The organism is Zavarzinia sp. CC-PAN008 (assembly GCF_051903925.1).
Classification (GTDB): domain Bacteria; phylum Pseudomonadota; class Alphaproteobacteria; order Zavarziniales; family Zavarziniaceae.
Window position 1 is genome coordinate 2,678,714 of record NZ_CP173678.1, and the last position, 13,745, is coordinate 2,692,458.

Genomic DNA, 13,745 nt, shown 5'->3' on the forward strand with positions numbered 1-13,745 from the left:
CGGGGACTGGAATGCTGCTGATTTCCTGCCCCTGGTGCGGGCCGCGCGACGAGATCGAGTTCCATTGCGGCGGCGAGGCGCACATCGTCAGGCCCGATCCGGAGACGGCCAGCGATGCGGTCTGGGCCGACTACCTGTTCATGCGCACGAACCCCAAGGGGCCGATGGCCGAACGCTGGCTGCATTCGCACGGCTGCCGCCGCTGGTTCAACGCGGTGCGCGACACGACCACGCACCAGTTCCTGGCCGTCTATCGCATGGGTGAGCCGCCGCCCGCGGGGCTGCTGGACCGGGTGGCCCAGCCGCAGGGCGCGGAGGCTGTCCTGCAGGAGGTCGTCGTCGAACCCCTGGCCCCTGAATCGGCGCTGCCGGGAGAGAAGCAGTGAGCGGGCGGCGCCTGGCCACAGGCGGCCTTGTCGACCGCAGCCGCTCCATCGCCTTCCGCTTTGATGGACGGACCTATCGTGGCCATCCGGGGGATACGCTGGCATCCGCCCTGCTGGCCAACGGGGTCAGCCTGGTGGGACGCAGCTTCAAGTACCACCGGCCGCGCGGCATCCTGGCGGCGGGGGCGGAGGAGCCGAACGCCATCGTCCAGCTGGGCGAGGGGGCCGGCGTCGAGCCCAATGCCCGCGCGACGCAGGTCGAGCTGCACGACGGCCTGGTGGCGGAGAGCGTGAACCGCTGGCCGTCGCTGGCCCTGGACCTGGGTGCCGTCAACCAGCTGGCGGGCAAGGTCCTGGTCGCAGGCTTCTACTACAAGACGTTCCTGTGGCCGCGCGGCTTCTGGGACAAGGTGTACGAGCCCATCATCCGCCGCGCCGCCGGCCTGGGCCGGGCGCCGGACGGCCCCGATCCGGACGCCTATGACAAGATGCACGTCCATGCCGAAGTGCTGGTGGTGGGCGGCGGACGGGCGGGCCTGACGGCGGCATTGGAGGCAGCGCGCGCCGGGGGCCGCGTCGTCCTGATGGACGAGCAGGCGGCCCTGGGCGGCCATCGCCTGGGCATCGACCCGCAGGTCGGCGACTTGGCCGCTGAACTGGCGGCGCAGCCGGACGTGACCATCCTGACCCGGACGACGGCGACGGGCCTCTATGACGGCAACTATGTCCTGGGGCTGGAGAAGCGCACGGACCACTTGGCGCCGGGCACGGCGGCCCGCGCCGGGGCACGCCAGCGGCTGTGGCATGTCCGGGCGGGCCGGGTGATCCTGGCGACCGGCGCGCATGAGCGGCCCCTGGTATTCGGGGACAATGACCGGCCGGGCGTGATGCTGGCCTCGGCCGTGCGCACCTATCTTCACCGCTATGGCGTGGCACCCGGTGGCCGTGCCGTGGTGGCGACCAACAATGACAGCGCCTATGCCACCGCCTTCGACCTGGCGCAGCATGGCGTGACGGTCGCCGCCATCGTCGACTGCCGCCGCCACGCACCGGACGCCATGCTGTCCCAGGCCCGCGCCCATGGGATCACGGTGCTCCAGGGCTCGGTCGTCAGCGGGGTCAAGGGCAGGGGCCGCGTCCAGGGCGCCAAGGTGCACGAGCTGACGCTGGAGGGCGGCGACGTGCTGGGCGGGCCGCAGGTCATCGACTGCGACCTGATCGCCGTGTCCGGCGGGTTCAGCCCGGTCGTGCACCTGTGGTGCCACCGCAAAGGCCGTTTGGACTGGGACGACGACCTGCTCTGCTTCAAGCCGCTGGGGACGGTCGAGGGCGTGACAGTGGTCGGCCGCGCGGCCGGCGACCTGCCCGGCCTGGGACCGATCGCGCCGCTGTGGCTGGTGCCCAACGGCCAGGAGGTCGGGCAGGGGCCCAAGCGCTTCGTCGACGTGCAGAATGACGTGACCGCGCTCGACATCCAGCTGTCGGCGCAGGAAAACCTGGCCAGTGTCGAGCACATGAAGCGCTGGACCGGCGCAGGGCTTGGCACCGACCAGGGCAAGACAGGCAACATCAACGCGCTCGCCCTGCTGGCCCAGTGGACCGGCCGCGATGTCGAGGAGGCGGGCACCACGACCTTCCGCGCGCCCTACACGCCGGTGGCGTTCGGCGCGCTGGCGGGGCGCGAGGTGGGGTCGCTGATCGAGCCGATCCGCACCACGCCGATCCACCCCTGGCACGTGGCCAGGGGCGCGGTGATGGAGGATGTCGGCCAGTGGAAGCGGCCGCGCTACTTCCCGTCGTCCGGCGAGAGCATGGACGACGCCGTCAACCGGGAATGCCGCGCGGTGCGCCAGGGGGTCGGCGCGCTGGACGCCTCGACCCTGGGCAAGATCGAGGTTACGGGGCCGGATGCGGCGGAGTTCCTGGACCGGCTCTATATCAATCCGGTGCAGAAGCTGGCCGTCGGGGGCTGTCGCTATGGCGTGATGTGCCGCGACGACGGCATGGTGTTCGACGACGGCGTGATCGCCCGCCTGGGGCCCGAGCGTTTCCATCTCACCACCACCACCGGGGGCGCCGCCCGCGTGCTGGACTGGATGGAGGAGTGGCTGCAGACGGAATGGCCGCACCTCAAGGTCTACCTCACCTCCACGACCGAGCAATGGTCGACGGTCGCGCTGGCGGGGCCCAGGGCACGGGCGGTGATGCAGCGCCTGGCGCCGGACCTGGACACGTCTTCCGCAGTGTTCCCGCACCTTGCGCACCGCACCGCGACGGTCGCGGGGCTGGATGCCTGGGTCTGGCGCATGAGCTTTTCGGGCGAGCTGGGCTTCGAAATCAACGTCTCGGCCGAGCACGGGCTGGCGCTGTGGCAGGCGGTGATGGAGGCCGGCCGGCCCGAAGGCATCGTCCCCTATGGCCTGGAGGCGATGCACATCCTGCGGGCGGAAAAGGGCTTCTTCATCATTGGGCACGAGACCGACGGCACGGTGACGCCGATCGACCTGGGCCTGGGCAGGATGGCCGCCAAGAAGCGCGACTTCCTGGGCAAGCGGGCGCTGCAGCGCCCCGACGCCCAGCGCGCCGACCGCAAGCACCTGGTGGGCCTGCTGACCGAGGAGGCAGGCGTGATCCTGCCGGAAGGCGGGCAGCTGGTCGCCGCGATGAAGCAGCCTCCGGTCCCGATGCTGGGCCATGTCACGTCCAGCTACTGGAGCGCGACGCTGGGCCGTTCGATTGCCCTGGCCCTGGTCAAGGGGGGGCGCGATCGCATGGGCGAGCGGCTGATCTGTCCGGTCGATGGCCAGGACGTGGCGGTGCGCGTCGTGTCGCCGGTGTTCTACGATGCGGAAGGGGCGCGCCTCGATGGCTGAGCCGGTTGTGAATCCGTTCGTGCTCGATCCGGCCTTCGCCATGCGCGCCTCGGCGCGGGCGGGTGTCGTCCGCCTGGCCGAGGTGCCGCAGCCGGCGCAGTTCAGCCTGCGGGGCGATGCAGCCGATGTCGCCTTCCGCAGTGCGGTGGCGCGTCTCACCGGCGTGTCGCCGCCCGCCGAAGCCGGGCAGGTCGCGGTGGGGGCCAGCGCCCGCATCCTGTGGCTGGGGCCCGACGAATGGCTGGTCGTGGCCCCGCGGGAGGTACGCGCAGAGCTGGCGCAGGGCGCCGTCGACGGCTTGGCCGGGTTGCATGCCGCCTTTGTCGACCTGTCGGCCAACCGGGCGGTCCTGTCCCTGACGGGCGGGCCGGCCCGCACGCTGCTGGCCAAGGGCTGCGGCCTGGACCTGCATCCGCGCGCCTTCCCCGCCGGCCAGGTGCGGCAGAGCCTGGTCGCGCGCATCCCCGTCATCCTGGAGATGCGTGAGGACGGAACGAACCTGTTCGTTCGCCGGTCACTTGCGCCCTATCTGGCCGAATGGCTGCTGGACGCGGCAACGGAGTTTGCGTAAGGGGGTCTGTCCGAAACGCTGATCGTCCCGGCTCCGACGGGGCAGACGGCGAAAAACAATGGGCTGGGCGCACTCACCGGCTGCGTCCGCCCTTAAATCGCCGTCATGCGCGTGAACTTTCGCTGCGCTGCGGCATTGAAGATCCACCAAGGCGACGGAGCCCCGTCTTGAATTCTCGAAATTCGGTTTCTGTGTCGCGGCGTGCGGTCCTGGCTGGCATGGCCCAGGTATCCGCGTGGTCGATCGTTCCAGCCCTGGCGCAGGAGGCGCCGGCCGCGGCACCCGAGCAGGACCCCGTGCCCGCGGCCCCGCCCCCGGCCGAGCCCACACCCGCGCCCGCGCCGGAGCCCTTCCGCTTCGAGGCGGTGCAGGCCCTGGCCGAGAATTTGGCCAAGACGCCGTTCAAGGACACCCGGATCCAGCTGCCGCAGCAGTTGAAGGACGTCGGCTACGACCTCTACCGCGACTTCCGGTTCCGCAAGAATCGCGCGTTGTTCGCGGATCAGGCGGTCGACTTCCGCCTGGAGTTCTTCCACCTGGGGTTCCTTTACGACCGGCCCGTCGAAATCAATGTGATTCGCAACGGCCAGCCGGAGCGGATCGTGCCGGACCGCTCAATGTTCGAATTCGGCGGCTTCAAGGGCGATCCCCAGACGGAACTCGGCTTTGCCGGATTTCGCATCCACTACCCCCTGAACAAGCCGGACGCCTGGGACGAACTGGCCGTATTCCTTGGGGCCAGCTATTTCCGGTTGTTGGGACGCAACCAGAAATACGGGATCTCGTGCCGCGGCCTGGCGGTCGCGACCGGCAGTTCCAAGGGCGAGGAATTCCCCTTTTACCGCGCCTTCTGGATCGAGGAGCCGCGCCAGGGCAATCGCCACCTGGTGGTGCATGCCCTGCTGGACAGTCCGAGCGTGACGGGCGCCCTGCGCTTCCTCCTGGTGCCCGGATCGCAGACCGTGGTCGAGACGACGGTGACGCTGTTCGCCCGGGCCGATGATCCCGACCTGGGCGTGGCGCCGCTCACCTCGATGTTCCTGGTGGGCGAGAACCGGACCCGCAACACCGACGACTACCGCCCGGAAGTCCATGACTCGGATGGCCTGCTGCTGCACACCGGCCACAACGAGTGGATCTGGCGGCCGCTGGACAACCCGCGCAGCCTGCGGGTCAGTGCCTTTGGCGACACCAACCCGCGTGGCTTCGGCCTGATGCAGCGGGATCGCAAGTTCGACTCCTATCGCGACATCGAATCCGACTTCCAGTCGCGCCCCAGCCTGTGGGTGGAGCCGCAAGGGGACTGGGGCGAGGGGGCCGTGCGCCTGTTCGAGATCCCGAGCGAGTCCGAGATCCACGACAACATGGTCGCCTTCTGGGCGCCCGCCACCCGGCTGAAGGCCGGCAATCGCCTCGACATCGCCTACAAGCTGTTCGCGCTGCTGGACGATCCCGACCTGCCGCCGCGCGCGCGGGCGGTGGGCACCTGGCTCGCCTCGCCCTTCCTGCCGGGCACGGCCCCCAACAACCCGCCCGCGACGCGGCGCCTCGTCATCGACTTCGAGGGGCCGGAGATCGCCGGATTGGACCCGGCCCAGCCAGTGGAGGCGGTGGTGACCAGCAGCACGGGCCGCATCGACAGCGTGACCACGACGCGCATTCCGGCGACCGGCCAATGGCGTGTCGCCGCCCTGTTCGACCCTGGCGACGCCCGCTCTGCCGACCTGCGCGCCTTCATCCGCCTGCGCGGCGAGGCGCTGAGCGAGACATGGACATGCCTTTGGACACGCTAGGCGACGGCACCGCCGCCATCCGGCAGCCCCGGGCCTACGGCCTGCAGGTCTTCCTGCGGCGTCTTGCGTTCTTCACTTGCGTGATCGCGACGACGGTCATCCTGTACAAGCTGATGGCCGAGGTGATCTTCGCCAGCGATACGAGCTGGGTGGGGCTGACCCTGGTCGTGCTGTTCACGATCACCTCCGCCTGGATCGGCATCTCGTTCTGGACGGCGTTCTGCGGCTTCCTGGTGACGATGGTGGGCGACGATCCGCTGGGTCTGCTGCCGCGCACGCCCGCGGCCGCCATGACGGCACCACTGGCCCGGCGTTATGCGCTGATCATGCCGATCTACAACGAGGACATTCCCCGCGTGTTTGCGGGCCTAGCCGCCACCTGGCGGTCGCTGATGGCTGAGGAAGGTTCGGACAAGTTCGATGCCTTCATCCTCAGCGATACGCAGCGCCCCGAGCAGGGCGAGGCGGAGGAGCTGGCCTTCGCCGCCTTGGTCGCCGAACTGGGGGCGGAGGGTCGGCTGTTCTATCGCCGGCGGGCCCGCAATGTCGGGCGCAAGGCCGGCAATGTGGAGGAATTCTGCGCACGCTGGGGTGCCGAGTACGAGGGCACGGTCGTGCTTGACGCCGACAGCGTGATGACGGGTCCCACCATCATGGCCATGGCGCGCCTGATGCAGGCGCATCCGCAGGCTGGCATCATCCAGACGCTGCCCGTGCCCGTGAACCGGCGCTCGCTGTTCGGGCGGGCGCAGCAGTTCGCCAGTCGCCTGAATGGCCGCATCCTCACGCGCGGCCTGAATTTCTGGCAGCTGGGCGACGGCAATTACTGGGGCCACAACGCGATCCTGCGCACCGCGCCGTTCCTCCAGCACGCCAAGATGCCGGTGCTGCGCGGCTCTGGCCCCCTGTCAGGCCATATCCTCAGCCATGATTTCGTCGAGGCCGCGTTCATGCGGCGCGCCGGCTATCGCATCTGGATGGTGCCGGAACTGGGCGGCAGCTTCGAGGAAGTGCCGTCGAATCTGATCGACTATGCCGGCCGCGACCGGCGCTGGTGCCAGGGCAACCTGCAGCATGCGCGCCTGGCCTTCACGCCTGGCCTGCACTGGCTCAGCCGCCTGCACCTGACGCTGGGCATCATGGCCTATGCCACGTCGCCGCTCTGGCTGGTGCTGCTGGTCCTGTCGACCATCACGACGATCCGCTACACCGCGACCGGTCCCACCTATTTCGGCGCGGAGCAGACGCTGTTCCCGCTCTGGCCGATCTCCAAGACGGCGGAGACGCATACCGTCCTGATCGTCACCCTGGTGATGCTGTTCGTGCCGAAGCTGCTGGGCCTGCTGGTGGCTCTGGTCAACGGGGCGCGGCGGCGGCGCTGGAACGGGGCCATCGCCCTGATCGTCAGCTGGGTGATCGAGCTTGCGATCTCTGTCCTGCAGGCGCCGATCATGATGCTTGTCCATACCCGCTTCGTGGTCGTGACCCTGCTGGGCCGCGGCGTCGACTGGGTCAGCCAGCCGCGCGATGACCGGCCGGTGCCGTTCAAGGAGACGCTGGCGCGCTTTGCCCTGTTCGCGGTGATCGGCCTGGCCTGGGGCGCGCTGGTCCAGGTCTATGCCCCCAGCTTCCTGCCCTGGCTGATGCCGGTTCTGGTCGGGCTGGTGTTGGCGGCACCCCTGGTGTCGGTGACGAGCTGGCCCGGCCTTGGCATGGCGCTGAAGCGCGCCGGGCTGCTGATGACGCCGGAGGAGGTGAATGTACCGCCGGAGCTGAAGGCGCTGGAACAGCCGATCGACCTGACGCCGCCGCCCGCCGTCCCCGCCTTCACGCCAGAGGAGTTCCGCGCGCGCCAGGGCCTGGCGCCCGCGGGCGAGCGGCAGGGGGCGACCTCCGAGGCCAAGCCAAGCTTCGCCTGGGGCTGAGTGGCCGCCGCCTGGGCCGTCAGTGGGGCCGTTGGCCCGAAACGTCAGCTGGGGAAGGGCGTGGAAAGCAGGTGCGACGGCCGCAGGCCCAGACGGTCCGGGTTGTAGCGGAAGCGCAGCGGCAGCAGCGCGTGAAGCTGCTGCAACTCGGGATCCTGGGACTCCTGGACGTAGTAGTCGAGCTTCTGCACCAGGCAGCCCTGGTAGTCGGGGATGCCCGCGCTCGACACCTCGCAGGCCATGCGGGCCTTGCGGATCAGCTCCAGGTGCTGCTCATACGCCCGGTCCGAGAACGCCTTGGGCCCGTCGTCGGGGCTGACGGCGTTGGCCGGCGCTGCCGCCAGGACAGCGGCGAAGACAGCGCCAAGCAGGACCGGGGACAGGATGCGTTTCATGGCTCGACTCGGTGTAAAGGCGCCGCACCCGGGAAATGGGCCGCGCGATGCAGCATGTGGTGACGCCACCGCGGCAAGACTAGGCTGCAAAGGGTTATAAATCGGTGATGGCGACTACGTCCCTGTGTAATGGCGTCGCCATCTTTCCTCCCGGCCGTGATCATGGGACCGTCACACGGGACGTGTATGGCAGGGCGATCGAGGGCGGGGGAGAACGTGATGTCGGGCTTCGTGTGGCAGCGCCGCTGGCGGGGGCCGGTCCAGGCTGTGATCTTCGACTGGGCGGGAACCACGGTCGACCATGGCTGCATGGCCCCGGCCCTGGCCTTCACACGCACCTTCGAGGCCGCCGGCGTCCCCGTGACGATCGCCGAGGCGCGGGCACCCATGGGGGCGGAGAAGCGTGACCATATTGCCGCCCTGATGGCGATGCCGCGCATCGCGGATGCCTGGGCCGCCACCCATGGCCACGAGCCGCGGGAGCAGGACATCGACAACCTCTATGCCGCCTTCCTGCCGCATCAGCTGGCGGTGATCGCCGATCACGCGGCGCCGGTCCCCGGCTGCCTGGAGACGGTGCGGGCGTTGCGCCAGCGCGGCATCCGGATCGGCGCCAATACCGGCTATGCCCAGGCGATGATGGACGTCCTGGCGCCCGCTGCCGCCGCGCACGGCTATGTGCCGGACGACTCGGTCAACGCCTCGGACGTGCCGCGGGGCCGGCCCGCCCCGTCCATGGCCCTGCGGAATGCGGCGAACCTGGGGGTCGACGCGGTTGCCGCCTGCATCAAGGTGGACGACACGCCCGTTGGCATCGAGGAGGGGCTGGCCGCCGGCATGTGGACCGTGGGCGTCGCGTTGAGCGGGAACGAGGCGGCGCTGAGTCATGACGCGTTGCAGGCCCTGGCGCCGGAGGCTCGTGCCGCCCTGCGCCGGCGCACGCATGAGCGCCTGGCGCGGACGGGCGCGCATCTGGTGATCGACAGCGTCGCCGACTTCCTGCCCGCCCTGGCCGAGATCGAGGCTCGCCTGGCCCGCGGCGAACAGCCCTGACTCAGGGCACGATGGCGAAGTGGCGCGACAGCGCGTGAGCCACCTCGTCCAGACGGCGCAGGTCGCGCGGGATGCTCACGCGCCAGACCGGCGCGCGGCTAACCAGACGCCCCAGACGCTGCATGAGGACCGGCTCACGCCGCAGGATCGTCATGTTCCGCCGGCACACCACATGCTCCAGCAGTGCCTGGATCGCTGCAAGCCCATGCAGTCGCGTGCAGAGCAGCCTGGCGCAACCCGGATTGCCGACCAGAATGCACAGGGCAGCGACAGGCACCGCCTCGGACAGGAGTGCCGGCGGTACGAAAACCCGCTTCTCGATGGCCTCGTGCAGGCGCCGCGAGGGGCGATCGGTCCAGCCCAGTGCCTGCACCGCATCGGGCCACAGGCGTGGCTGCGACCGCAACGGCCACAGCATTTCGCTGCCCGAGCGGTCGTCGAGGTGGCTCACGTCGTCGGCAAGCGGCACCAGGCCCAGGCGCGCCAGGGCGGCGGCCAGGGTGGATTTGCCCGCACCCGAGGCCCCGGCCAGGACAAGAGCGCCAGCGAATGACGCAACGGCCGCGGCATGGAGGGAGACCTGGCCGCGCAGGATGTTGATCAATCCTGGTGCCGCGTTCAGGACCGCATCCAGGCACTCAGCCTCATGGCCCGGTGCCGGGTCGAAGGTGATATCCCGGCCATTGCTCACCGCGAATCGCCCTGCCCGGCTATGGGTGAACAGGTGCGTTCGAGAATCGACCCGGCGCCTCGCGTCAGCGTGCAGCGGGGCCGGCAATTCAGCGCTGAGATCTGCCTGGGTCAGGCGGGCCAAGCCTGCCCGCCCGGCCCCTGGATAGGGCATCAGATCAGGCAGTGCAGCAAAGCTCTCCAGGACGCCTTCGAAGAGGTGGTAGCGACGGATGATCGTTGCTCTGCGGCTCAGCCTGGTACGGCGGGGTGCCGCAAGCGGGCGTTGGGCCTAGTGGATCGTGTCAGTCGCATGGTTCCCATTCATCCGCCCGCACCACGCGCGGGTCAGGTAACGTCCGATTGGTCATAGCCGTCAGGCCCAGACCCGGAGCCATACTCGCTCTCTTCGAGGTGCAGTCGCATGACCCGGGGCTCAATCCATGCCTCCCGCGTTGGGGTGTCCTGCGATACGGGCTTGTCTGGTGCTGTCATTGGCTAGTTCCAAGAGTTCAACGGACCGCGATCAGGCAGGCCCCAAGCTGTCCGCAACCGGCACTGAGCACAACTATCGCACATCGACCATGCCGGCCAAGCCCTGGCACTCTGCAGCGGCCGGCGGACGGACCGCAGCATGCCGCATTCCCCGACCATGGTGGTGCCCTTGCCACGGCCGACACCGCAGGAGACAACGGGCACCATGAGTCCTCATCTCCCGTCCGGCTGTATGCGATGCGCCTGGTGAAGCCCCTGGGCCTGGTCGCCGGAGCGGAAGCGCGGGGCCTGTTGACGGCGGGCCTGGCCCGCCCACTGGGCACGACGGGCCTCGCCTTCACCCATGTCGAACTGGCGGAGCGGCATGGGCCAGGTCGCGCGGTGCGCAGTCAGCATGCCGTCACCACAGTCGATCCGGCCAACTTGGCGCCGCTGGTCCAGGGCCCGGTGGGCGACTGCTTCAGCGACCTGGGCCTGCCCGCCCGGCCGCTGGTCATGGCCATCCTGAACGTCACGCCAGACAGTTTCTCCGACGGCGGGCGCCATGCCTCGGCCCAGGCGGCGCTGGCCCATGCACAGGCCCTGATCGCAGCCGGCGCCGACGTGATCGACGTCGGTGGCGAATCGACCAGGCCCTTCTCCCAGGGTGTGGCGGATCAGGAGGAGATTGACCGCGTCCTGCCGGTCATCGAAGGGCTGCGGCACCTGCCCGTCATCGTCTCGGTCGACACGCGCAAGCCGGCGGTGATGCGGGCGGCGGTGGCAGCCGGTGCGCACATCGTCAACGACGTCTCCGCGCTGACCTTCGCACCCGAGTCGGTGGCGACGGCGGCGAACCTGGGCGTGCCGGTCATCCTGATGCACCACCAGGGCAGTCCGGCGACGATGCAGGTCGATCCCCGCTATGACGACGTCGTGCCGGACGTGGTTGCGTGGCTCGCCGGCCGCATCGCCGCCTGCGAAGCGGCGGGCATTCCGCGCGCGCGACTGTGTGTCGATCCGGGAATCGGCTTTGGCAAGACGATGGCCCACAACCTGTCGCTGATCGAGGACCTGGCCGCGCTGCACATGCTCCGCTGCCCCATCCTGCTCGGCACCTCGCGCAAGGGGTTCCTGGGGCGGCTGGGGGCGGGGGGTGCTGCGGCTGACGAGCGGCTGGGCGGCTCGCTCGCCTCGGCCTTGGCCGGGGTGGCGCGGGGCGCGCGGATCGTGCGGGTGCACGACGTGGCCGAGACGGCGCAGGCCCTGGCCCTGGTGCGGGCACTGCACGAGGGCAGGGAATCGTGATCGGACGCCCGGTTGTGCCGCCATGCAGGCGGGGGCTATAGAACCGCCCATCCGGTTGGCGGAGGATCTTCAGGGTTGGACACGATCGCACGCCGCCTGTTCGGCACCGACGGCATCAGGGGGCGGGCCAATTCCTGGCCCATGACAGCGGCCCAGGCCCTGGCCATCGGCACGGCGACGGGCCGGCACTTCATCCGCGGCGACCACCTGCACCGCGTCCTGATCGGCAAGGATGTGCGCCGCTCCGGCTACATGATCGAGAGTGCGCTGACCGCGGGCTTCCTGGCGGCAGGAATGGACGTCTATCTGGTGGGTCCGCTGCCGACGCCGGCCATTGCCATGCTGACGCGTTCGCTGCGCGCCGACCTGGGGGTCATGATCTCGGCCTCCCACAATCCGCACTACGACAACGGCATCAAGCTGTTCGGACCCGATGGCTACAAGCTGTCGGACGAGGTCGAATTGGCGATCGAGAGCCGCGTGGCGGAGGCCAGCGACGATGACCTGGCAAGCCCGGAGCGGCTGGGCCGGGCGCGCCGCATCGACGATGCCCAGGGGCGCTATATCGAGTTCGTGAAGGCGACAGTGCCCAAGGGGCTGACCTTCGACGGCCTGCGCATCGTCATCGACTGCGCCCATGGCGCCGCCTATCGCGTGGCGCCCACCGTCCTGGCTGAACTGGGGGCGGAGGTCATCCCGCTGGGCGTGGCGCCCGACGGCCTCAACATCAACCGCGATTGCGGCTCGACCCATCCGGAGGCGATGCAGGCCGAGGTGCTGCGTACGCGCGCCGATATCGGCCTGGCGCTGGACGGGGATGCCGACCGCCTGATCGTCTGCGACGAGCGGGGCCAGATCGTCGATGGCGACCAGATCATGGCCGTGATCGCGGAGCGCATGGCCCAGGCCGGCACGCTGAAGGGCGGCGGCATCGTTGCGACCGTCATGTCGAACCTGGGGCTGGAACGGCACCTGGCGGGCCTTGGCCTCAGCCTGGCGCGGACCAAGGTCGGCGACCGCTATGTGGTGGAGCACATGCGGGCGCACGGCTTCAACCTGGGCGGCGAGCAGTCGGGGCACCTGGTGCTCAGTGATGCGTCGACCACCGGCGACGGGCTGCTGGCCGGCCTTCAGGTCGTCTCCGCCCTGGTCGAGGGGGGCAAGCCGGCGTCCGAACTGTGCCGCCGCTTCACGGCGTTGCCGCAGGTCCTGAAGAACGCCAAGGCGCCGACCGCCGTGCTGAACCTGGAGCCGATCCGCACCCGCATCGGTGAGGCCGAGGCGGTGCTGGGCCGAAGCGGGCGCCTGCTCATCCGCCCCTCTGGCACCGAACCCGTGATCCGCGTCATGGCGGAGGGAGAGGACGAGGCCCAGGTCCGCACCATCGTCAGCGACCTTGTGGGGGAGCTGGAACGCGCCGGGATCGGTGCCTGATGAAGGGGCGGGTCCTTATCGTCGCGGGCTCCGACTCAGGCGGCGGCGCCGGCATCCAGGCCGACATCAAGGCGGTGACTGCGCTCAAGGCCTATGCCGCGACGGCCATCGCCGCGCTGACAATCCAGAACACGCGCGGCGTCTTCGGCGTGGTCGAGGTGGCGCCGGACGCCGTGGCCGACCAGATGCGCGTGGTGCTGGAGGATATCGGCGCCGATGCGCTGAAGACCGGCATGCTGGCGACGGCCCCCGTGATCGACGCGGTGGCCGACACGATCGCCAGCCATGCGCCGCGCGTGCCGCTGGTCGTCGACCCGGTGATGGTGGCCAAGGGGGGTGCCCGCCTGCTGGCCGCCGACACGGAGCAGAGCCTGCTCCGCCGCCTGGTCGCGAATGCGGCTCTCGTCACGCCCAACCTGCCCGAAGCTGCCGCCCTGACAGGGCGAGAGGTGGTGGACAAGGACGACATGCGGCGCGCGGCGGAGCGCCTGCTGCGCCTGGGGGCGGGTGCCGTCCTGCTGAAGGGCGGGCACCTGGACAGCGCCATCGTCAGCGACCTCTTGCTGACGGCCGAGAGCGAGCACTGGTTCGAGAGCCCGCGGATCGAGACGCGCCATACCCACGGCACCGGCTGCACCCTGGCCTCCGCCATCGCCGCAGGGCTGGCCCAGGGGCTGGCCATGGAGCACGCCGTCGCCAGGGCTCGCGACTATGTCCAGGAAGCGATCCGCCGCGCGCCCGGCTTTGGCACCGGTCACGGCCCGCTCGACCATACGCACACCGTCGGCGACTTCGGCGCGGGCCGCTGAAGGTCGGCACGATAGCGTAAGGGTTTCGAGTTTCGGGAACCCTGGGGGCTGGTAT

General features: G+C 69.8%; 11 protein-coding genes. 9 read left to right on the plus strand and 2 right to left on the minus strand.

From position 1 onward, the window contains the following. Positions 1-11: 11 nt before the first annotated feature. The 5 genes from ACI6GS_RS12575 (at position 12) to mdoH (ending at position 7,548) form a co-directional block, all read left to right on the plus strand. Positions 12-386: a sarcosine oxidase subunit delta gene (locus tag ACI6GS_RS12575; protein WP_439813794.1), complete on the plus strand. Its 375-nt coding sequence runs from the start codon at positions 12-14 to the stop codon at positions 384-386. Then, the gene (locus tag ACI6GS_RS12580) at positions 383-3,259 is read left to right on the plus strand and encodes a 2Fe-2S iron-sulfur cluster-binding protein (protein ID WP_439813795.1); all 2,877 of its coding nucleotides are present in this window, start codon (positions 383-385) and stop codon (positions 3,257-3,259) included. Before ACI6GS_RS12575 ends, ACI6GS_RS12580 begins: the two co-directional genes overlap by 4 nt. Next, the gene (locus tag ACI6GS_RS12585) at positions 3,252-3,830 is read left to right on the plus strand and encodes a sarcosine oxidase subunit gamma (RefSeq protein ID WP_439813796.1); all 579 of its coding nucleotides are present in this window, start codon (positions 3,252-3,254) and stop codon (positions 3,828-3,830) included. Before ACI6GS_RS12580 ends, ACI6GS_RS12585 begins: the two co-directional genes overlap by 8 nt. 218 nt (positions 3,831-4,048) lie before the next feature. Next, positions 4,049-5,623 carry a glucan biosynthesis protein gene (locus tag ACI6GS_RS12590; protein ID WP_439813797.1) on the plus strand — a complete coding sequence of 525 codons (1,575 nt, stop codon included), beginning with the start codon at positions 4,049-4,051 and terminating at the stop codon, positions 5,621-5,623. Further along, complete coding sequence (mdoH, locus tag ACI6GS_RS12595; RefSeq protein ID WP_439813798.1) at positions 5,599-7,548, plus strand: glucans biosynthesis glucosyltransferase MdoH; 1,950 nt, start codon at positions 5,599-5,601, stop codon at positions 7,546-7,548. The genes ACI6GS_RS12590 and mdoH overlap by 25 nt, the downstream gene beginning before the upstream one ends. Positions 7,549-7,592: 44 nt before the next feature. On the opposite strand, the gene ACI6GS_RS12600 is transcribed toward mdoH, so the two are convergent. Further along, entirely contained in the window at positions 7,593-7,943 is a 351-nt protein-coding gene (locus ACI6GS_RS12600) for a hypothetical protein (protein WP_439813799.1), read from the minus strand. Between the two features lie 219 nt (positions 7,944-8,162). On the opposite strand from ACI6GS_RS12600, the gene phnX reads away from it, so the two are divergent. Then, positions 8,163-8,996 carry a phosphonoacetaldehyde hydrolase gene (gene phnX / locus ACI6GS_RS12605; protein ID WP_439813800.1) on the plus strand — a complete coding sequence of 278 codons (834 nt, stop codon included), beginning with the start codon at positions 8,163-8,165 and terminating at the stop codon, positions 8,994-8,996. A 1-nt stretch (position 8,997) separates the two neighbouring features. Here phnX and ACI6GS_RS12610 read toward each other — a convergent pair whose 3' ends face one another. Further along, positions 8,998-9,810, minus strand: a complete 813-nt coding sequence (locus ACI6GS_RS12610) for a hypothetical protein (protein WP_439813801.1) — start codon at positions 9,808-9,810, stop codon at positions 8,998-9,000. Between the two features lie 587 nt (positions 9,811-10,397). Here ACI6GS_RS12610 and folP point away from each other — a divergent pair. From folP to thiD, 3 genes are all read left to right on the plus strand, one after another. Next, a complete protein-coding gene (gene folP, locus ACI6GS_RS12615) occupies positions 10,398-11,447 on the plus strand; it encodes a dihydropteroate synthase (protein ID WP_439813802.1) in 1,050 nt (349 codons plus the stop codon). 84 nt (positions 11,448-11,531) lie between these two features. Next, positions 11,532-12,881, plus strand: a complete 1,350-nt coding sequence (gene glmM / locus ACI6GS_RS12620; RefSeq protein WP_439817962.1) for a phosphoglucosamine mutase — start codon at positions 11,532-11,534, stop codon at positions 12,879-12,881. Further along, positions 12,881-13,690, plus strand: a complete 810-nt coding sequence (gene thiD / locus ACI6GS_RS12625; RefSeq protein ID WP_439813803.1) for a bifunctional hydroxymethylpyrimidine kinase/phosphomethylpyrimidine kinase — start codon at positions 12,881-12,883, stop codon at positions 13,688-13,690. Before glmM ends, thiD begins: the two co-directional genes overlap by 1 nt. The last annotated feature ends 55 nt before the right edge of the window (positions 13,691-13,745 follow it).